We start from the raw sequence: 20,251 nt of genomic DNA on the forward strand, positions 1-20,251 counted from the left end.
CCGTGACATTCACTGAAGAAGGGCACCTCCATCCATGCGTAAGTACCTCGCCAGGAGCGTGGCGATCAGCGCCGTCGCTCTGCTGGCCCTGTCCTCGGCCGCCTGTGGCTCCGAGCGTGAGGGCGAGAACCCGTCCGGCGGCGCCAGTGGCGGCACCGGCGGCTTCGCGGCCGACTCGCTGATCGGCGTGGCGCTGCCGGCGAAGACCTCGGAGAACTGGGTTCTCGCGGTCGACCTGTTCACCAACGGGCTGAAGGAGGCCGGCTTCCAGGCCGACGTCCAGTCCGCCGGTGCGTCCACCACCGTGGCCGACCAGCAGAACCAGATCTCGTCCATGATCACCAAGGGCGCGAAGGTCATCATCATCGGCGCCACCGACGCCGCGCAGCTCTCCGCGCAGGTCGACCAGGCGCACGACGCCGGTATCAAGGTCATCGCTTACGACCGCCTGATCAAGGGCACCGCGAACGTCGACTACTACGTCGCGTTCGACAACTTCAAGGTCGGCCAGCTCCAGGGCCAGGCGCTGCTGGACGGCATGAAGGCCAAGAAGCCGAACGGGCCGTACACCATCGAGCTGTTCTCCGGCTCCTCGGACGACAACAACTCCGGCGTCTTCTTCGACGGCGCCATGAGCGTCCTGCAGCCCGAGATCGACAAGGGCAACGTGGTCGTCGGCTCCGGCCAGACCCAGGTCACCCAGACCGCCACCGACGGCTGGAAGGCCGAGAACGCGCAGCGCCGCATGGACGCGCTGCTCACCTCGACCTACAACGGCAACAAGACGCTCGACGGCGTCCTCTCCCCGAACGACACCCTGGCCCGCGCCATCATCACCTCGGTCAAGGGCGCCGGCAAGCCGCTGCCCGTCGTGACCGGTCAGGACTCCGAGGTCGAGTCGGTCAAGTCGATCGTCGCCGGCGAGCAGTACATGACCATCAACAAGGACACCCGCAACCTGGTCAAGGCCTCGATCGACATGGTCAAGGCGCTGCAGTCCGGCGGGGCCCCGCAGGTCAACGACACCACGTCGTACAACAACGGCGTCAAGGTCGTCCCGGCCTACCTGCTGCCGCCGGTGGTCGTCACCAAGGCCAACGCGGCCGAGGCGTACGCCAACGACCCGACGCTGTCCGCGCTGACCAAGTAATCAGCCGTCCCTGACGGACAGGGCCCCTGGGATCATGCGATCCCAGGGGCTTTTCCGTGCCCGCCTCCGGTCCCGGTCGTGCCGGCGGGCAGTGGCGACTAGCGTGTCGGCGATGGACTGTCATACCTGCCGGCACAATGAGGCGATGGATACGCTCCCGCCGCGGGAACTCGTGGGGGCGGACGAGCGATGGCGGGTCGCCCACGCCTTCGACTCGGCGTTGCCGGGGTGGCTGGTCCTCGTTCCGCGCCGGCACGTGGAGTCGATCGCCGAGCTGACGGATGCGGAGGCGGCGGGCCTCGGGGTGTGGCAGGTACGGCTCTCGCGGGCGCTGCGCGCAGTGACGGGGTGCGCGAAGACGTACCTGGTGCAGTTCGCGGAGAAGGAGGGCTTCGCCCACGTGCACTTCCATGTGGTGCCGCGCATGCCGGACGTCCCGGAGGATCGTCGGGGGCCGCGCGTCTTCGGCTACCTGGGTGCGCCCGAGGACCAGCGTGTCTCCGTCCAGGAGCAGGACGTCATCGCCACGGCTCTGCGCGGTCAGCTCACCGGACCGGCCGGTGTGTGACGGCCGTTGCGGCGCCGAGGTAGGTTGAACGCGTTCGATGTGAGGGCGCGACGTCGGCGGCGCGGACCTCACCGGCGCCGGCTCCGCTGCACCACCTTCGACGGCGCCGATGTCAGCGCGACGATCGGCCTGACCACGGAGTAACTCGCGTGGTCGAACCGGTACCGCCATCGGCAGTGGTTCCGCTCCGCCATCCCACGTTCTTCTCGCCTTCCGGGACCGTGCAGCCGGGTCAGGTCCACCACGGTCACGGGTGGACCTGACAGTGCGAGATCCGGCTGGACGGGGCGGCGCCGGGTCAGGCCAGGGCGGCGGCCTTCATGGCGAGGTCGTAGCTGCGCAGGCGGGCGTCCGGGTCGTAGATGGAGCAGGCCAGCATGAGTTCGTCCGCGCCGGTCTCCGCCACCACCTCGGCGAAACGTCGCGCCACCGTGTCCACGCTGCCGCGGGCCTGGGCCGCGGTGTGCGCCTCGACACCGGCGCGGACGTCGTCGGGGAGGCCGATCGCGGCCGCGTCCTCCGGGGTGGGCAGGACCTCGTCGCCGCGGCCGGTCTGGATGAAGGCGAACGTGAGGGCCATCGGCATGCCGAGCCGGGCCGCCTCCTCGTCGGTGTCCGCGACGACCGACTCCAGCGCCACCATCACGTACGGCCGGTCGAGCCAGCGCGACGGCCGGAAGCGCTCCCGGTAGCGGGCCGCGGCCGCGGCCGTCTGGTCCGGCCGGAAGTGGTGGGCGAAGGCGACCGGCAGGCCCAGCTCGGCGGCCAGCTCCGCGCCCGCCGGGCTGGACGACAGCAGCCACGGCGCCGGCCGCGGTATCTCGACGCCGGCCGGCCCGGAGGTCAGCCGGATTCCGGACTCGCCGGACACGTGCGAGAGCACCTCGCGCACGTCCGCCTGGTACTGCGCGTCGGTGGTCGGGTCCGCGCCGCGGCGCAGCGCCCGGATGATCTGCTGGTCGTTCGTGCCCGGCCCGCGGCCGATGCCCAGGTCGATGCGGTCCGGGTGCAGGGTGGCGAGCGTGGCGAACTGCTCGGCCACGGTCAGCGGCGCGTGGTTCGGGGCCAGCACGCCGCCGGCGCCGACCCGGATGCGGGAGGTCCGGGCCGCGGCGTGCGCGATCAGCACCGGCGGGACCACGCTGGCGGCCAGCGTCGAGCCGTGGTGCTCGGCGAACCAGACCCGGCGGTAGCCGAGCTCGTCCACGTGCTTCACGGCGCGCATGGCCACGTCCAGCGCGTCGGCGGCGGTCCGGCCGGTTTCGGTGAGGGCGAGTTCCAGGGCAGACAGGGCGATCGGCATGCGGTCGAGCCTAACCAGCCGAGCGATTCGTCCCGTTGCCTGCGAATGTCAGGCGCGCTGGGCCAGCGCCTTGGCGATCAGGGCGGCGGCCTGGCGGCGTACCTGGGGAATCTGCCGGTAGAGCGCGTTGCCGGGGCACTCGGTCTGGACGCCGTCGCGGTGCCCGGAGACGCGGGCGAAGATCACCTGGTTGCCGGGCTGGTAGCGGTTGTCCGCCCGGGATTCCAGGATCGCCTGCGCGGCCGGGTCGGCGGCCTCGGGGCCGAGCTTCCAGGCGGCGAGGTGGGCCAGCGAGCGGATCGCGGCGGCGGACGCGCCCTTCGCGCCGTACGTGCCGAGCACCACCACGCCGAGCGAGTTGGTGTTGAACCCGAACGTGTGCGCGCCCATCACGTGCAGCTCCGCGCCGCCGCGCCGTCCCTCGTAGACGGTGCCGCACTTGTCGACCACGAAGTTGTAGCCGATGTCGCCCCACTTGCGGCTCTTGACGTGATAGACGTGGATGGCCCGGATCAGCGCGGCCGACTGCGCGCAGGTGTAGTCGTTCGTCCCGGCCGTGTGGTGCACGAACATCACCTGCGGCGCGCCGGTGTAGACGACGCCGCCGCGGTTGATGCGCTCGTCGGCCCGCCAGGCGGCGCGGTCCACCATGGCGGGCGCGCCGACCAGCGGCGCCGGCACCGGCACCACCGGCGTGGCGGTGACCACGGACGGCGGGGTGGGCACCGCGGACGCGACGGCCGGGTTGACCAGTTCCAGGCGCATCCCGGACGGCAGCGGCGACCGGCCGAGCGCGCGGATGCGCAGCTCCACGCCGTCGGCCGGGCCCACCCAGAGCGGGTCGGTGCCGCCGCGCATGCCGGTCGCCTCGGCCCGGTCGCCGTCCGGGCCGTAGTGCTGGTCGACGTCGAGCGCGCGCCACTGGCTCCAGGCATGCCGGGTGCGGGTGCGCACCTGCGCCGTACCAGAGATCGACTGCGCCGCGTCCGGCCAGGTCACGCCGATCAGGCTGAACGGCCGCACGGTACGGGCCGGCAGCGTCACCGTCCCGCCGTCACGCGCCGCGGCCAGTTCCACCCGCTGCACCGCCGGGTCGGTCTGCCCGGCCACCGCGACCCCGACGCCACCGGCGCCGAGCGCCACGGCGGTGAGGGCGGGCAGCACCCATCCGCGCATCGGCACTGGGCCCTTTCCAACCCGGCGCACCCGGACCGTCGAGCGTCGCCTCGCCGCCCAGCCCCACAGGCCAGGTTGACAATCGCGCACTGTCGATACCCCCGTGATCGATCGTTCCTCCCCGCGAGGCTAACCCCGGAAAGCGGCGAATCAGCCCGAATCGGAAGATGACCTAGGGCGCGCTCACCCGCCACTGGCGGACGGTGACGGCGCCGCCGAGCGCGGTGGTGGCGTAGTTGAACACGCCGAACCGGTAGCCCATGAAGAACCGCCAGTCGTTGTTGAGCGTGAACGCGGGCCCGAGCGTGGTGAACGTGGTGCCGTTCGTGCTGTACGAGAAGGTGGCCGTGCGGCCCGCGCCGGGGCGGATGTCGGCGTTGACCCGCAGCCAGATCCGGCCGCCGGTGACCGTCGCGCCGGCCTGCTCGCTGCCGGTGCCGGTGGTGGTCCAGCCGTTGGTGGACATGCTCAGCCCGTTGGTCATCGAGACCCGGGTGACGCCGTTGTCCTTGCGGATGCCGATCCAGGCGGACTGGTCGCGCAGCATGGCCAGCCCGGCGCGGTCGCCGTTGGCCATGCCGGTGTAGTCCAGCTCGATCGTGGCGGTGGAGGACGGCCCCTGGATGCGCCGGGTGAGCGTGTTCCGGGCGTTGTAGAGGTCGCCGGTCACGGTCGCGGTCTGTAGTCGCAGGCCGTTGCCGACGCTGTACCGGCCGGTGTCCGGGTTGTGGTTCCACTCGTACTGCGGGCCGAGCGTGGCGGCGGTGAAGTCGTCCGAGCCGGTCATCGGCGCCACGGTCCGGGTCGTGTTGATCGCGGGCTTCGGGTAGGTGGTGCCCCAGCGGCCGTTGACGGTGGTCAGGACCGGCCAGTCGCCGTTCCAGGTGATCGGCGCGAGCGTCGGCATGCGGCCGCCGGGGTAGGCGTCGGTGAACGCCATGTACCACCAGTCGCCGTTCTGCGTCTGCACGAGGCCACCCTGATGCGGTACGCCGCCGCCCTGGATCGGCCCGGGCAGGTCGAGCAGCACCTGCCGTTGCTCGTACGGGCCCCACGGGCTGGTCGAGCGCAGCACGTACTGGCCGTTGGCGGGCCGGGTGAGCCAGATGTAGTAGAAGTTGCCGCGCTTGTACATCCGCGCGCCCTCGAGGGTGCCGATGGACGGCGGGGTCTGGTAGACCGTCTGCGACCGGACCTCGGAGGTCAGGTCGGGCGACAACTGCGCCACGCTGATCGTGCCGTTGCCGTAGGCGACGTACGGGGTGTCGTTGTCGAACAGCAGGCCGGGGTCGTAGTAGCACTTGTTGATCCGCGCCCGCTTCGACCAGCCGGTGCCCGCCGACGCGGACGTGTAGACGTAGGTGCGGTTGAACTCGGTGCACCCCATCCAGTAGTAGGTGCTGTTCGCCGGCCGGTAGTTGAACGCGGACGCCCAGATGCCCTTGACGTAGGCGCGCCCGCCGGACAGGTCGTAGGCGCCGGAGTCGAAGTCCAGCCGGGGCACCGAGTGTCCCGCGTACTCCCAGTTGACCAGGTCGTACGAGCGCAGCACGGGCGCGCCCGGCGAGTAGTGCATCGTCGAGGCCGAGTAGTAGTAGGCGTCGCCCACCCGGATGATGTCCCCGTCCGCGAAGTCCTGCCACACCACCGGATTGGTGAAGGTGGCGTCCGCCGGCGGGGCGGCGTGCGCGGTAACGGCGCTGCCGCCGGTGACGAGCAGCAGGATCGCGGTGACCAGGGCAGTCGCCATGCGTCGCAGGGGCCGGGCGGCCGGCTGTCCGAGGTGTGTCATGTTCGCGCTCACATTCGTGATCGGTGCACGTCGCGCAACGTATTTATGCCTGGCTATGTTGCCATTCAGTTTCGGCGTCATCAAGGGGCAAAGTTGATTGGCCAAAAGTGTTATGGACACGGCCTCAGCACGGTCGGCACCCTTTCGTACCCTCGAAGGAAATTCTTTCTCTTGAATGTCTTGAAATGTTCTGGCAATGTTGCGAGCGGGCATGTTAGCGCTCTCATCCGGAGAGGACGAGGATCATGAGACGGTGGAAAGCCCTGCTCGCCGCGGGCATCCTGCTGCTGTCGGCCACCGCGTTCGCCGCGGCACCGGCGCACGCCCTGGACAACGGGGTGGGCCGGACCCCTCCGATGGGGTGGAACAGCTGGAACACGTTCGCCTGCAACATCAACGAGCAGCTGATCCGGCAGACCGCGGACAGCATCGTCAGCTCCGGCATGCGCGACCTCGGCTACCAGTACGTGGTGGTCGACGACTGCTGGATGGCGCCCCAGCGGGACGCGAACGGCAATCTCCAGGGTGACCCGGGCCGCTTCCCGAGCGGGATGAAGGCGCTCGGCGACTACCTGCACGCGCGGAACCTCAAGTTCGGCATCTACCAGGCGCCGCTGGACCAGACCTGCGCGCAGTACTTCGACTCCTACCCGGGCGCGACCGGCAGCCTCGGCCACGAGGCGCAGGACGCCCGGCAGTTCGCCGCCTGGGGCGTGGACTACCTCAAGTACGACTGGTGCTCGCCCACCGGCACCATCGGTGAGCAGGTCGCCAGGTTCGCGCTGATGCGCGACGCGCTGGCCGCCACCGGCCGGCCGATCCTCTACAGCATCAACCCGAACAGCATCCACGAGAAGACCGGCCCGCAGCGCGACTGGGGCGACGTGGCCAACATCTGGCGCACCACCGAGGACATCACGCTCGCCTGGGACACCGGGCAGACCAACGGCTACCCGATGGGCATCAAGAACATCGTCGACGTGAACGTGCCGCTGGCCCGGTACGCCGAGCCGGGCGGCTTCAACGACCCGGACATGATGGAGGTCGGCCGCGGCACGCTGACCGACACCGAGCAGCGCTCGCACTTCGCGCTGTGGGCGGTCATGGCCGCGCCGCTGATCGCCGGCAACGACGTGCGGTCGATGTCCGCCGCCACCCAGACGATCCTGAAGAACCCCCGGCTGATCGCGATCAATCAGGACTCCCTCGGCCGGCAGGCCGTGCAGGTCGCGGGCGACGCCGGCCACCGGGTGCTCGCCAAGCGCCTGGCCAACGGCGACGTCGCGGTCGCGCTGTTCAACTCCGGCGGCGCCACCCGGACCATCTCCACCACCGCCGCGGCGATCGGCAAGTCCGGCGCGGCGTCGTACTCGCTGGTCGACGCGTGGACCGGCGCGACCACCACCACGACCGGCACGATCAGCGCCAGCGTGCCCGCGCACGGCACCGTGGTCTACCGGGTCAGCGGCGGCACCACCGGCGACCCGCAGCAGCCGGCCTCGGGTGGCCTGGTCAGCGCCGCGTCCGGCCGGTGCCTGGACGTGCCGAACAGCAACACCGCCAACGGCACCCAGCCGGTCATCTGGGACTGCAACGGCGCGGCGAACCAGACGTGGACCGTGGCCGGTCAGAGCCTCCAGGCGCTGGGCAAGTGCCTGGACGCGCCGATCGGCGCCACCGCCGGGGCCAAGGCACAGCTGTGGGACTGCAACGGCGGCGCCAACCAGCAGTGGACGCTGCAGTCCAACGGCACGATCCGCGGCAACCAGTCCGGCCTGTGCCTGGACGTCAACGACAACCAGACCGCCAACGGCACGCTGGTGCTGCTGTGGACCTGCACCGGCGCGGCGAACCAGCTGTGGAGCCGGCGATGAGACGGCTCACCACGCTGCTGTGCGCGCTCGCGCTGCTCGTCGTGCCGGCGCTGATCGTCGTGCCCGCCGGGCCCGCGCGCGCCGACAACCCGATCGTGCAGACCATCTACACCGCCGACCCGGCACCGCTGGTGCACAACGGCCGCGTCTACCTCTACACCGGCCACGACGAGGACGGCTCCACCTGGTTCACCATGCGGGAGTGGCGGGCCTACTCGTCCGCCGACATGGTCAACTGGACCGACCACGGCTCGCCGATGAGCGTCGCCACGTTCAGCTGGGCGAGCGCGGACGCCTGGGCCGGTCAGGTCGTCGAACGCAACGGCAGGTTCTACTGGTACGTGCCGGTGACCAGCCGGGCGACCGGGCGGATGGCCATCGGCGTCGGGGTGTCCAGCAGCCCCACCGGGCCGTTCACCGACGCCATCGGGCGCCCGCTGGTCGAGAACGGCGAGATCGACCCGACCGTCCTGATCGACACGGACGGCCAGGCCTACCTCTACTGGGGCAACCCCAACCTGTGGTACGTACGGCTGAACACCGACATGGTCAGCTACAGCGGCGGCGTGCACCAGATCCCGCTCACCACGGCCGGCTTCGGCACCCGCACCGGCGACGCGAACCGGCCCACGCTCTACGAGGAAGGGCCCTGGGTCTACCGGCGCAACGGCCTGTACTACAACGTCTTCGCGGCGAAGTGCTGCTCCGAGTTCATCGCCTACTCCACCGCGCCCGGGCCGACCGGGCCGTGGACGTATCGCGGCACCATCATGCCGACGCAGGGCACCAGCTTCACCAACCACGCCGGCATCATCGACTTCAAGGGCGGGTCGTACTTCTTCTACCACAACGGCGCGCTGCCCGGCGGGGGTGGATTCACCCGCTCGGTCGCGGTCGAGAAGTTCACCTACAACGCGGACGGCACCATCCCGACGATCACCATGACCGAGGCCGGCGCGCCGCAGAACGGCACGCTCGATCCGTACGCCCGGCAGGAGGCCGAGACCATCGCGTGGAGCTCCGGCGTGGAGACCGAGCCCGCGTCCGGGGGCGGCATGAACGTCGGCTTCCTCGACAACGGCGACTACATCAAGGTCAAGGGCGTCGCCTTCGGTACGGGTGCGGCCTCCTTCACCGCCCGGGTCGCCTCGGCCGCGGCCGGCGGGCGCATCGAGCTGCGGATCGGCGGACCGACCGGCACGACGGCCGGCACCTGCACCGTCCCCGCCACCGGCGGCTGGCAGACCTGGACCACCGTCTCCTGCCCGGTGTCCGGCCTCACCGGCACCCGGGACCTCTACCTGAGGTTCGCCGGCGGCTCCGGCTATCTGTTCAACGTGGACTCGTGGCAGTTCACCGGCGGTTAGGCACTGCCCCGGACCACCAGCTCGACCGGTAGCGTGACCCGCCCGGCCGGCTCCCCCGCGAGCAGCCGGGCGGCCTCCGCCACCGCCACCGCGCCCATCCGGCGCTTGTCGATGGCCACGCTGGTCAGCGGCGGGTCGATCAGCTCGCCGATCGGCAGCCCGTCGAAGCCGACGATCGCGCAGTCGCCGGGCACGGACACGCCGAGGCGGCGCGCGGCCCGGTACGCCCCGAGCGCCAGCAGGTCGTTGAACGTGAACACGGCCGTGATGTCCGGCCGGGCCGCGCGCAGCAGCGTGAACCGCGCCTCGCCGTCCTCGACCGTGGGCGAGCCGCCGATGATCGCGTCGTCGGCCACGGTCAGGCCGTGCTCGGCCATGGCCGCCAGGAACGCGGGCCGGCGGTCCGGCACCCCGCCGGCCGCGGTCGGGCAGTCGATCATGCCGATCGCCCGGTGCCCGCTCGCCACCAGATGCGCCACGGCCGCGCGCACGCCGGCCGCCGCGTCGACCACCACGCCGCCGAACGCCGGCTCGTGCACCGGGCGGCCCAGCACCACCAGCGGCACGCCCTCGGTCGCCCCGGCCAGCGTGGCGTCCGGCTCGCTGAGGTAGCCGATCAGCACGTCGACCTGCGCGGCCAGCGTGCGGATCACCTCGGGCTCGCGGGACTGGTGGTTCTGCGTACTGCTGATCAGCACCTGCCAGCCCTTCGCCTCCGCGGCCTCTATCACGCCGGCGATCAGCTCCGGGAAGAACGGGTTCACCACGTCGGAGACGATCAGGCCGAGCGTGGTGGCGCCCGGGCGCACCAGGCCGCGGGCGAACCGGGACGGCCGGTAGTTCAGCTCGCGGGCGGCGTCGAGCACGCGGCGGCGGGTGTCCGGGTCGATCTCCCCCTTGTCGTTGATCGCGCGGGACACGGTCTGGTGGGAGACGCCGGCCAGTCGCGCCACGTCCTTGAGGGTGACGCGCCGGGGCGGCTGCTGCTGTTCACTCACGATCGTCGCATCGTATCCGCCCTCCCCTGGACCTTCGCGCCGCATGCCGTTAACGTTAACGTGAACGCTCACGGGAACGTTAACGGATCATTGAGGAGGTCACGGTCATGAATCTCGCTGCTGTGCTGCTGAGCGTGGAGGCCGCGAAGCGATCCGCCCGGTCGGCCCTGCCGGACGCCCCGGTGCGCGAGGAGCGCCGGCGCCGGTGGTGGCCTATCCGGCGGGCGCGGTCACAGTGAGCCCCACTGCCGCGCGTGATCGCGCAGGTGCGCGTGCACCACCTCGGCCGACCGCCCGCCGCACCCCGGCTTCGTCACCAGGTAGAGCGTGTTCAGCGGCTCGATCACCGGCCGGTGCAACTGGATCACCGCGCCGGACGCCAGCGCCGGATCGGCCAGGTATCGCGGCAGCACCGAGGCACCCACGCCCGCGACCACGGCCGCCAGCACCGCGCGCAGGTCGGGCACGGTCAGCGCGACCGGGTTCGGCGGGCGGCGGCCGAACTCCGACCGCCAGTACCGCCGGACGATCGGCAGATCCTCCGCGTACGCGACCAGCGGCAGGTGCGACAGCGCGGTCACCGGGTTCGCGCCGAGCAGTGCCGCATCCACGGTACGGGCCAGCGCGGGCGTCGCCACCAGCACGAACTGCTCGTCGATCAGGGGGGTGGCGCGCAGCGCACGCGCGGCCGGCCGGATCGCGGAGACCACCAGGTCGTACTCGCACCGGCCCAGCGCCGCGAGGAGGTCCTCGGCCAGGCCGAACGACGCGCGCACGGTCAGGCCCCGCGCGATCAGCGGTGCGAGCGCGGGCAGCACGCGCAGCGACATCAGCTCGGCCGGGCCGGCCAGCCGTACCGTGCCCAGCGGCTCCGGCGCCTCCGGACCACCGGCCGGCACGGCCTGGCGCAACGCGTCCAGGTGCGGGGCGATACGGCGGGCCAGTTCGTCCGCGCGGGCCGTGGGAAGCACGCCGCGCGGCGTACGGTCGAACAGCGGCCCACCGGCCTGCCGCTCCAGCCGGGCCAGCCGGCCGGACACGGCGGGCTGGCTCAGCCCGCCCGCGGTCGCGGCGGCGGAGAGCGATCCGGTGCGGTACACGTCCAGGAACGTGCCGAGCAGGTCAAGATCCACGGTATAAGGAATCTTATAGCCGGTCGCGCATGCGGCGATAGGTTCGGTGTGAACACCCCACGTGGAACGGAGAAGGAACCATGCCCTCGGTGCTCATGGTGGTCACGGCCGCGGACACGCTCACGCTCGCGGACGGCACCGCCCACCCGACCGGCTTCTGGGCCGAGGAGGTCGCCGCCTCGCACCGCATCCTGCGTGAGGGCGGCGTCGACGTGCGCATCGCCACGCCCGGCGGCCGTCCCGCCCCGGTCGACCCGGCAAGCCTGGACGCGCGCGGCGGCGTCGGCGAGGCCGAGGCCGCGGAGTTCCGCGCCTACCTCGACTCGATCGCCGACGAACTGCGCGCTCCCCTGCCGCTGTCCGACGCCGCCGCCGGCGACTACGACGCGATCTACCTGCCCGGCGGCCACGGCCCGATGACCGACCTGGCCACCGACCCCGACCTGGCCCGGCTGCTCGCCGACGCCGACGCACGCCGCCTCACCATCGCCGCACTCTGCCACGGCCCGGCCGGACTGATCTCCGCCAAGGCCGGCGACGGCACGTTCCTCTTCGCCGGCCGCCGCCTCACCGTCTTCACCGACGAGGAGGAACGCCAGGGCGGCACCGGCGACGCGACCCCGTGGTGGGTCGAGTCCCGCCTCCGCGACCTGGGCGCGACGATCACGCCGGGCGCCGCCTGGTCCAGCACCGTCGTCATCGACGGCAACCTCATCACCGGCCAGAACCCGCAGTCCAGCGTGGACACCGCCCACACCGTCCTGCACACCCTCACCAAAACCCACTAGAACCCTCCGCCCCACCCGCTCCCCCGCGCCCGCCCGCTCCCCGCGCCCGCCTCTTGCCGCGCCGCCCTCTTGCCGCGCCGCCCTCTTGCCGCGCCACCCTCCTGCCGCGTCGCCCTCTTGCCGCGTCGATCTAGGGTGGATTCCAGCGCATTGATCTCCCACCACGGGAATCCGCCCTAGATCGGCGACAAGGGTGGCGGGCGGCGCGGGCGGGGGCGTCCGCTGGCCGCCGCGGCGCGGGCGGGGGCGTCCGCTGGCCGCCGCGCCGCTGGCCGCCGCAGCCCACTGCGCTGCTGCCCACCGCACCGCGCCCACCGCCCCAGACCGGCGCCGATCTAGGGCGGATTCCGGCGCATTGATCTCCAAACGCGGGAATCCGCCCTAGATCGGCGACAAGGATGGCGGGCGGCGCGGGGCGGCGGGGTGGGTGGAGCAGGGGGGTCAGGCGTGGGAGAGGGTGGTGAAGTCGTCGTCGGAGAGGGTGATCTGGGCGGCGGCGACGTTCTGTTCCAGGTGGGTGACGGAGGACGTGCCGGGGATCGGGAGCATGACCGGGGAGCGGCGCAGCAGCCAGGCGAGCGCGAGCTGGGACGGGGTGACGCCGAGGCGCTTGGCCGGCTCCTCCAGCGGGCCGCCGGGCTGCGCGAGCCGGCCGGTGGCCAGCGGGAACCACGGGATGAACGCCAGGCCGTTGGCCTCCGCGTAGGAGAGCACGTCCTCGGAGTCGCGGTCGACGAGGTTGTAGCGGTTCTGCACCGAGACGATCGGCGCGATGGCGCGGGCGGCCTCGAGCTGCGCGACCGTCACCTCGGACAGGCCGATGTGCTGGATCTTGCCTTCCCGGCGGAGCGCGTCGAGCTCGCCGATCTGGTCCTCCAGCGGGACCGCCGGGTCGATGCGGTGCAGCTGGAGCAACGGGATGCGCTCGAGGCCGAGGTGGCGCAGGTTCAGCTCGGTCTGCTGGCGAAGGTATTCGGGGCGGCCGAGCGGCGTCCAGATGTTCGGGCCCTGCCGGGTGTGCCCGACCTTGGTGGCGATGACCAGATCATCACGGTACGGGTGCAGCGCCTTGCGCAGCAGCAGGTCGGCGGTGAACGGGCCGTACGCGTCCGCGGTGTCGATCAGCGTCACGCCGAGTTCGACGGTGCGCCGCAGCACGCGCAGCGCCTCGTCCGGGTCGGCCGGGTCGCCCCACACGCCGGGGCCGGTGAGCTGCATCGTGCCGTACCCCAGGCGGGTGACCGGCAGGTCGCCGCCGATCGCGTAGGTGCCGGACGGCTTCGCGGAGAGCAGGGTCTCAGACATGGGGCTTCTTTCCTCGGGAGACGATCGTCTCGGGAAACCATCGCTTCCCCCGCACGTCTTCCCTCCGGACGTGTAACAAAACTCATCCCATGTTTCCGGCGTGTATGGGTAGCGTGTCCGGGTGCTCGGACCCTACAGAGACCTGCTGCGCGATCCGCGCGTGCTGACCCCGTTCGCCCTCGCCGTGGTGGCCCGGCTGCCGTTCGCCATGGTGCCGCTCGGCCTGGTCGTGCTGATCGAGGAGATCCGGGGTCAGTACGCCAGCGCCGGCCTGGTCACCGGCGCGTTCGCGCTGGCGACGGCCGTCGGTACGCCGGTCTGGGCGACGCTGCTGGACCGCGCCGGGCAGCCGCGCGTGGTGGCACCGACCGCGCTCGCCTCGTCCGCGTTCCTGGTCGCGCTCACGCTGCTGGCCGTGCGGGGCGCGCCGGACCCGGTGCTGGTCGCGATGGCCGCGCTGGTCGGCCTCACGTTCCCGCCGATGAACCCGGCGATGCGGGTGGCCTGGTCGGCCGTGCTGCCGGAGCCGGAGCGGCGCGAGTCGGCCTGGGCGATGGACGCCGCGGCCGTGGAGACGATCTTCGTGGCCGGCCCGCTCGCGCTGACCGCGCTGCTGGCCGGGCCGCCCGCGCTGCCGCTGCTGGCCACGGCCGGGCTGATGGCGTTCGGCGGGCTCGGCTACGCGCGCACCTACGCGGCACGGACCTCGCGGGCCGCACCGGCCGGCGGAGCCTCGCGCGGCCGGTCGCCGCTGCGCTCCCCGGGCGTGGTGCTGGCCGTGGCCACCGCCGCCGGCGTCGCGATCGGGTTCGGGCACTTCGACGTGGGCCTGACCGCGACCGCGGAGCGGGTCTTCGCCTCGACCGGCATGCTGGGCGTGCTGTTCGCGTTCGTCGCCGGTGGCAGCGCGGCCGGCGGCCTGGTCTACGGCGCGCGCCGGTGGGCCGGGGAGGCGCGGCTGCGGCTGCCGCTGACCATCGCGGCGTACGGCGCCGGCACCGGCCTGGTCGCGCTGCTGATCGCCGCCACCGGCCAGCCGCCGCTGCTGGTGCTGCTGCCGCTGCTCACGCTCACCGGGCTGACCATCGCGCCCAGCCTGATCATCCAGCAGGCGCTGGTCGACACGTACACGGCCGAGGACCGGCGCAGCGAGGCGCAGGGCTGGCTGTCCACCGGCATCACGGCCGGGAACGCGGTCGGGATGGCGATCGCGGGCCCGCTGATCGACGGCAGCGGGCCGGCCGCCGCGTTCGGCGGTGGTGCGGTGGCGCTGCTGCTGGCCACGCTGATCGCGGTGGCGGCGCAGCGCTGGTGGCGGGCGCCGGTCGCCGCCGGTCCCGTCCCGCAGGCGGTACGGGACGGGACGTGACGCGGCGGCAACGCGCGCGGGCCGCGTACCCCGGTCAGCTGATCTCTTCGACCTTGATGCTGGGACCGTTCGGCTGGATCGTCACGGTGTCGTAGCCGGTGTCGGTCTGTTCCTTGTAGACGACCTCCACCTCCGTGACCACCTGCGCGACCGGGCCCTTCGGCGGCTCGATGGTGAGGTCGAGGAGCAGGTCGCGCGGGTTGATGCCCTGCGGCTCGGTGCGCGTGAGCGTGACCGTGTACCCGGGCGTGGGCAGTTGCAGGCGGCCGGTGACCCGCAGGGTGAACGGGCCGGGCGGCTGACGGTTGAAGAACGCCGTCCACTCCCCCTCGGCCGGGCCGGTGGCGTCGAACACCTCGATACGCTCCCGCTTCGTGGCGCCGACCACCTCGACGCCCTTGGTGCCGAGGGTACTCGTGACGTTGAGCGACACGTCGTACGGCGTGAGCACCGGCATGCCGATGCCGGACAGCGTGCCGACGACCTCGACCTCCCAGTACTCGGGCTGGCGCACGTAGACGCGCGGCACCAGTTCGACCCGCATGTTCGACCACGGCTTCATGCCGCTGACCCGCAGCACCCACTGCGGCGGGAACGTCTTGAGCATGATGACCGAGGCCTCGTCGAAGTCGATCAGCCGGCTGGTGGTCGCCGCCGGCGCCGCCGCGAACGCGCGCAGCTGGGCCTCGTCCGGCCCGTCGTGGAATTCGTTGGTCATGCCTCTCCCTCCGTGCTTTTCGGGAGGAGCCACGGGCCGACCGTCCCGATACTGTCGGGTTCCGGCGCCGTGGCACGATGGGCGCATGACGGCATGGGGGGACGTGGAGAAGGCGGAGCCGGCGTTCGCGGCGCGGGTGCGGGCGGCGTTCGACGCGCGCAAGCACAAGACGATCGCCACGCTGAGCGCGGACGGCGCGCCCCGGATCTCCGGCATCGAGGCGTCGTTCGCGGACGGCGAGCTGACGTTCGGCTCGATGGCCCACGCGCGCAAGGGCGCGGACCTGCGCCGGGACCCGCGGTTCGCGCTGCACAGCGCCACGGTGGACCCGGTCGAGGGCGACGAGGCGGCGTGGCCGGGCGAGGCCAAGATCTCCGGGCGCGCGCTGCCCGCCGGGCCGCTCCCGGAGGGGCCGGCCGGCGAGCTGTTCCGGGCGGACATCACCTCGGTCACCCACACCGGGCTGAACGACGAGGCCACGCACCTGGTCGTGGAGTGGTGGACGCCGGAGCACGGCCTGCGGCGCGTCGAGCGGGAGTAACCCGTCAGGCCGCGACCTGGAACTGGACGCGCACGATCTCCTCGCAGATCAGGGCGAACATCTCCTCGCGTACCCTGTTGTGCTCGACGTCGTGGTCGTAGCGGCGGTACGCCGCCTCGTCCGCGAAGTCGCCGGTGATGGCGAAGGACCAGTTGCCGGCGCGCAGCCCGGCGTCCACGCCCGCGTCCACGGTCAGGCAGCCGGCCGGCTCCAGCGCGACGATGGCGGCCAGTGCGCGGTCGATCTCGTCCCGGGGCACGCCCGGGCGCAGCCGCCCGACCACCACGTTCCGGATCACCCGTCCATTGTGCGGCCCGGGCCGGGAAGAATCCCGCCGAACGGCAAATTCCATTCGCGGAATAATCACGCGGGAATGAACGTGAATCACGATTCGCGGCGGATATCTGTCATGTCGCCACAGCGATGAGAATAGATATCATGAGTCGTCGGGATTGGCCACACCGACTACCCGAGGTAAGCGTCCGCAGACCGACAGCAAGCCACAAAGCCGGAAATATCCCTCTTTAACGGGTCGTGGTGATTGTTATGGACTGTGTAACCGCCGACCGCCCGCCGAGACGACGAGCCAACCCCCGCGCATCGAAGATCACCTGGTCGGGGACGACGGCGACCCACCGCCGGGTGATCTTCGCGGAGACTGCGCCGAATGTCCGTAGGCGCACGTCGGGAGCCTATACGGTGAACGCGACGACATTGATCCGCGCCATCCGGCACGGCGTATCGCCCGGCCGCTTCCATATAGGACAGTGACATCATGGGTCGATCGCCGCTCACCGCCCTGGTTCCGCTGCTCATCCTGACCACCGCCGCCTGCGGGGTGGTGGACCGCGACCCGGCCACCACGCTGCCCCCGGGCACCGTGCACGTGCTCCACTCGACGTCCGACGCACCGCTGCCCGGTGGCCGGCCCGCCGACGCGGCCGGACTGGTCGGCGGCCACGCGCTGCTGCACGTCCAGGAGACCGGCGTGGTGACCCGGCTCGACCGGCTCACCGCGCAACGCTGGGGACTGCCCGAGGAGGTCCGTGCCGACGACGGCGACGAGCTGGTCTGGGCGTCGCTCTCGCTGGGCGGGCGGCAGTGGCGCAACGCCGACCGCGACGTCGAGTGGGCGCGCCTGACCGTGCTGGCCGGCGGCGTGCGCACGCCGATCACCGTGCCGCTCACCGGTTCCGCGGACCCGGCCGTGTACACGGACGCGGTGCTGGTCAGCGTGCCGGCCGGCGCGCCGGTGCTGGTGCAGCTCACCGACGACGGCGTGACCCAGAGCATCGACGTGCGGTCCGGCGAGCGCATCGACGACGCCCGCGGCGTCTATCCCCGGCCGGTCCAGGAGGACGGCTTCCGGTACGCCGGGAACGGCACCATCAACGGCGTCCCGGTCCGGTTCCAGGCCTTCGCGGACGGATACTCCCTGGAGCCGTGGGCGCCCGGCCTCGGCTGGGCCCGGGACGGCCGCGCCTGGCTGGCCGTCAAGCGGTTCCGCGTCTCCGGCGGCACCGCCGACGTCGAGCTGACGCTGGACCCGGCCCGGGTGATCAGCGTGCTCGGCCCGGACGGCACCGTCCACCGGGCCGGCACCGACCGCATCCCGACGTCGCTGAGCAGCGGCATCATCCCGCACGGCGTGTACGTCGAGGTGCCCGCCGACTTCCGGTACGGCGTGCTGCGCTTCGCCCCCGCCCACCTCAAGCGCGGCCTCGACCCGGTGACCTGGCAGCGCGAGCCCGCCGCCGCGGACTTCCCGATCGGCCTGAGCTGACCCGATCCGCGCAGCAAGCCCTAAAGCGGGCGCCGCGCGCGCCGATGGGGCGGTCGTGGGCGAAGCCCGGAGCGAGATGCGCGGCGCGCGCGACTGGGGCTCGGCGGTCACCAGCGCCTCGATCGTGCTGCTCGGCGCCTACCTGTGCTGGTACGCCACCGGCTGGGGCTCCGAGTGGACCCGGACCGTGGTCACCGACGTCGTGTACGTGCCGCTGGCGCTGGCGTTCACGGCGCTGGCGGTACGCGCGGCGGCGCACCGCCGGCTCGACCGCGCGGCCCGGCGCGCCTGGTGGGTGATCTCCGCGGCGTTCGGCTGCCAGCTCGTCGCGCACACGCTGTGGATGCTGGACGAGGTGGTGCTGCGCCGCACCACGTTCCCGTCCTGGGCGGACTTCTGGTTCCTGGCGTTCGTCCCGGTGATGTTCGCCGGGCTGCTGCTGCTGCCGGGCGCGAACCGGCGGCACCGCGACCACGTCCGGCTGGCCGTGGACGTGCTCACCGTCGGCGCGAGCGCGTTCATGGTCTTCTGGTACCTGGTGCTCGGCCCGATCTTCGCGGAGCGGCGCACCGACCTGATCACCAAGCTGCTGACCGTGGCGCTGCCGGTCGGCGACCTGGTGCTGGTGCTGGCCGTGAGCACGGTGGTGCTGCGCCGCTCGACCCGGGCCGTGCAGGGGCCGGCCTCGGTGCTGGCGGCCGCGATCGTGGCGTTCGTGATCGCGGACGTCAGCTACGTCTACATCCAGCTGCACGGCGGGTTCACCGGCGGTGACTGGCCGGACATGTTCTGGCTGACCGGGTGCCTGCTGCTGGTGCTGGCCGCGGACCGGCAGTACCGGTGGGCGGAGCACCGGGAGATCCGCGTGGAGCGGCGGGTGGCCGGCGCGACCTGGCTGCCGTACGGCGCCATCGTGATCGCCTACGGCCTGCTCGGCGTGGTGGCGGGCGTGCAGGGCGCGTACCCGGTCGGCGGCATGGTGGTCGGCTCGATCGCGCTGACCGGGCTGGTGCTGCTGCGCCAGGTCTACGCGCTGAAGGAGAACGAGGAACTGGCCGTCACCGACCCGCTGACCGGGCTGGCCAACCGCGCGCTGGTCAACGAGCGGCTCGCGGTCGTCACGTCGCAGCCGATCCGCGCGCACCGGCGTACCGCGGTGCTGCTGATCGACCTGGACCGCTTCAAGCCGATCAACGACGCGTACGGCCACGAGGCGGGCGACGCGATCCTCGTCGCGGTCGGCACCGCGCTGCTGTCCAGCGTGCGCCGCCGGGACACGGTGGGCCGGCTGGGCGGCGACGAGTTCGCGGTGATCCTGGAGGACCTGCCTGACCAGGCCGCGGCCGAGGCGACCGCGCAGCGCATCCTGGACGCGTTGCGGCTGCCGGTCGTCTTCGGCGAGCACCTGCTCAGCGTGGAGGCCAGCGTCGGCCTGGCTTTCCGCAACACCGCCACGGTGGACGGCGACGCGCTGCTGCACCAGGCGGACGTGGCCATGTACACCGCGAAGCGCGCGGGCCGCGGCCGGTTCGCGGTCTACGCGCCGGAACTGGACGGCAGCGCGCGCGACGCCGGGCTCCGCCGCGCCATCGAGACCGGCCGGATGGTGCTGCACTACCAGCCCGAGTTCGCGCTCGCGGACAACCGGATCACCGCGATCGAGGCGCTGGTCCGCTGGGACCACCCCACGCACGGCCTGCTGATGCCGGAGGACTTCATCGACCTCGCGGACGAGACCGGCGCGATCGCCCAGCTCGGCGACTGGGTGTTGCGGACCGCGTGCCGGGAGGCGCTGGACTTCCCGTGCCGGGTCGCGGTCAACGTCTCCGCCCGGCAGCTCGCCCAGCCGAACCTGGTCACGTCCGTGGCGCGCATCCTCGGCGAGACCGGCCTGCCCGGCGGCCGGCTCACGCTGGAGCTGGCCGAGGGCGCGCTGCTGCCGATCGACGAGCACCTGAAGGCGCGGCTGGACGGGCTGTGCGCGCTCGGCGTCACGCTCAGCGTGGACGACTTCGGCCTCGGTCACGCCGCGCTCAACGTGCTGCGCGACCTGCCGGTCAGCACGGTCAAGCTGCACGGCTCGCTCACCGCCGGCGTGCACACCGACCGGGCCGCGCACGACCTGGCCGCGGCGCTGGTCGCGGCCGGGCACGCGCTGGGGCTGTCCGTGGTGGCGGAGGCGGCCGAGCACGAGGCGCAGGTGGCGGCGCTGCGGGCGATGGGCTGCGACCGGGCGCAGGGGTTCGGGCTGTGCCCGCCGCTCTCGCGGACGCGGCTGGACGAGCGACTGGCCGATCCCGCGCGGGCGTGACGTGCGCTTTTCAGCCTGTACGCCCTTATTTCCACCCGTACCGTGGAATGATCACTGGGTCTGATGAGCGGATGG

General features: G+C 72.2%; 17 protein-coding genes. 9 read left to right on the forward strand and 8 right to left on the reverse strand.

Annotated elements, in window-relative coordinates; genetic code table 11:
- Positions 1-34 precede the first annotated feature (34 nt).
- A complete protein-coding gene (locus J2S41_RS16750; RefSeq protein ID WP_310368772.1) occupies positions 35-1,150 on the forward strand; it encodes a substrate-binding domain-containing protein in 1,116 nt (371 codons plus the stop codon).
- Between the two features lie 145 nt (positions 1,151-1,295).
- Complete coding sequence (locus tag J2S41_RS16755; RefSeq protein ID WP_310368775.1) at positions 1,296-1,718, forward strand: HIT family protein; 423 nt, start codon at positions 1,296-1,298, stop codon at positions 1,716-1,718.
- A gap of 298 nt (positions 1,719-2,016) precedes the next feature.
- Here J2S41_RS16755 and J2S41_RS16760 read toward each other — a convergent pair whose 3' ends face one another.
- The 3 genes from J2S41_RS16760 to J2S41_RS16770 all read right to left on the reverse strand — a co-directional run bounded on the left by J2S41_RS16760 (position 2,017) and on the right by J2S41_RS16770 (position 5,947).
- Positions 2,017-3,021, reverse strand: coding sequence for an LLM class flavin-dependent oxidoreductase (locus J2S41_RS16760; RefSeq protein ID WP_310368777.1), 1,005 nt, complete (start codon positions 3,019-3,021; stop codon positions 2,017-2,019).
- Positions 3,022-3,069: 48 nt separating this feature from the next.
- Positions 3,070-4,197, reverse strand: a complete 1,128-nt coding sequence (locus J2S41_RS16765; protein ID WP_310368778.1) for a peptidoglycan recognition protein family protein — start codon at positions 4,195-4,197, stop codon at positions 3,070-3,072.
- 172 nt (positions 4,198-4,369) lie between these two features.
- Positions 4,370-5,947, reverse strand: a complete 1,578-nt coding sequence (locus J2S41_RS16770; RefSeq protein WP_310368780.1) for a glycoside hydrolase family 43 protein — start codon at positions 5,945-5,947, stop codon at positions 4,370-4,372.
- 287 nt (positions 5,948-6,234) lie between these two features.
- On the opposite strand from J2S41_RS16770, the gene J2S41_RS16775 reads away from it, so the two are divergent.
- Together J2S41_RS16775 and J2S41_RS16780 are read left to right on the forward strand one after the other, a co-directional pair.
- Positions 6,235-7,863 (forward strand): glycoside hydrolase family 27 protein, encoded by a 1,629-nt coding sequence (locus J2S41_RS16775; RefSeq protein ID WP_310368781.1) that lies wholly within the window; start codon positions 6,235-6,237, stop codon positions 7,861-7,863.
- Positions 7,860-9,230 (forward strand): glycoside hydrolase family 43 protein, encoded by a 1,371-nt coding sequence (locus J2S41_RS16780; RefSeq protein WP_310368782.1) that lies wholly within the window; start codon positions 7,860-7,862, stop codon positions 9,228-9,230. Before J2S41_RS16775 ends, J2S41_RS16780 begins: the two co-directional genes overlap by 4 nt.
- On the opposite strand, the gene J2S41_RS16785 is transcribed toward J2S41_RS16780, so the two are convergent.
- A complete protein-coding gene (locus J2S41_RS16785) occupies positions 9,227-10,228 on the reverse strand; it encodes a LacI family DNA-binding transcriptional regulator (RefSeq protein WP_310368783.1) in 1,002 nt (333 codons plus the stop codon). The genes J2S41_RS16780 and J2S41_RS16785 overlap by 4 nt on opposite strands.
- Before the next feature lie 230 nt (positions 10,229-10,458).
- Positions 10,459-11,361 (reverse strand): LysR family transcriptional regulator, encoded by a 903-nt coding sequence (locus J2S41_RS16790; RefSeq protein WP_310368785.1) that lies wholly within the window; start codon positions 11,359-11,361, stop codon positions 10,459-10,461.
- Positions 11,362-11,441: 80 nt separating this feature from the next.
- On the opposite strand from J2S41_RS16790, the gene J2S41_RS16795 reads away from it, so the two are divergent.
- Entirely contained in the window at positions 11,442-12,149 is a 708-nt protein-coding gene (locus J2S41_RS16795; protein WP_310368787.1) for a type 1 glutamine amidotransferase domain-containing protein, read from the forward strand.
- Between the two features lie 441 nt (positions 12,150-12,590).
- Here the strand turns inward: J2S41_RS16795 and J2S41_RS16800 are convergent, their stop codons facing one another.
- On the reverse strand, positions 12,591-13,454 hold the full coding sequence (locus J2S41_RS16800) for an aldo/keto reductase (RefSeq protein ID WP_310368789.1): 864 nt from the start codon (positions 13,452-13,454) through the stop codon (positions 12,591-12,593).
- Positions 13,455-13,575: 121 nt separating this feature from the next.
- Here J2S41_RS16800 and J2S41_RS16805 point away from each other — a divergent pair, with 121 nt between their 5' ends.
- Entirely contained in the window at positions 13,576-14,823 is a 1,248-nt protein-coding gene (locus J2S41_RS16805) for an MFS transporter (protein WP_310368790.1), read from the forward strand.
- Between the two features lie 34 nt (positions 14,824-14,857).
- On the opposite strand, the gene J2S41_RS16810 is transcribed toward J2S41_RS16805, so the two are convergent.
- Positions 14,858-15,541 carry a hypothetical protein gene (locus tag J2S41_RS16810; RefSeq protein WP_310368792.1) on the reverse strand — a complete coding sequence of 228 codons (684 nt, stop codon included), beginning with the start codon at positions 15,539-15,541 and terminating at the stop codon, positions 14,858-14,860.
- An 85-nt stretch (positions 15,542-15,626) separates the two neighbouring features.
- On the opposite strand from J2S41_RS16810, the gene J2S41_RS16815 reads away from it, so the two are divergent.
- Complete coding sequence (locus J2S41_RS16815; RefSeq protein ID WP_310368794.1) at positions 15,627-16,082, forward strand: pyridoxamine 5'-phosphate oxidase family protein; 456 nt, start codon at positions 15,627-15,629, stop codon at positions 16,080-16,082.
- 4 nt (positions 16,083-16,086) lie between these two features.
- Here the strand turns inward: J2S41_RS16815 and J2S41_RS16820 are convergent, their stop codons facing one another.
- Positions 16,087-16,380: a Dabb family protein gene (locus J2S41_RS16820; RefSeq protein ID WP_310368796.1), complete on the reverse strand. Its 294-nt coding sequence runs from the start codon at positions 16,378-16,380 to the stop codon at positions 16,087-16,089.
- 477 nt (positions 16,381-16,857) lie between these two features.
- Between J2S41_RS16820 and J2S41_RS16825 the strand changes: the two genes are divergently transcribed.
- Positions 16,858-17,865: a hypothetical protein gene (locus tag J2S41_RS16825; RefSeq protein ID WP_310368798.1), complete on the forward strand. Its 1,008-nt coding sequence runs from the start codon at positions 16,858-16,860 to the stop codon at positions 17,863-17,865.
- 55 nt (positions 17,866-17,920) lie between these two features.
- Positions 17,921-20,176 carry a putative bifunctional diguanylate cyclase/phosphodiesterase gene (locus tag J2S41_RS16830; RefSeq protein ID WP_310368800.1) on the forward strand — a complete coding sequence of 752 codons (2,256 nt, stop codon included), beginning with the start codon at positions 17,921-17,923 and terminating at the stop codon, positions 20,174-20,176.
- Positions 20,177-20,251 lie beyond the last annotated feature (75 nt).

This window comes from Catenuloplanes atrovinosus (assembly GCF_031458235.1).
Classification (GTDB): domain Bacteria; phylum Actinomycetota; class Actinomycetes; order Mycobacteriales; family Micromonosporaceae; genus Catenuloplanes; species Catenuloplanes atrovinosus.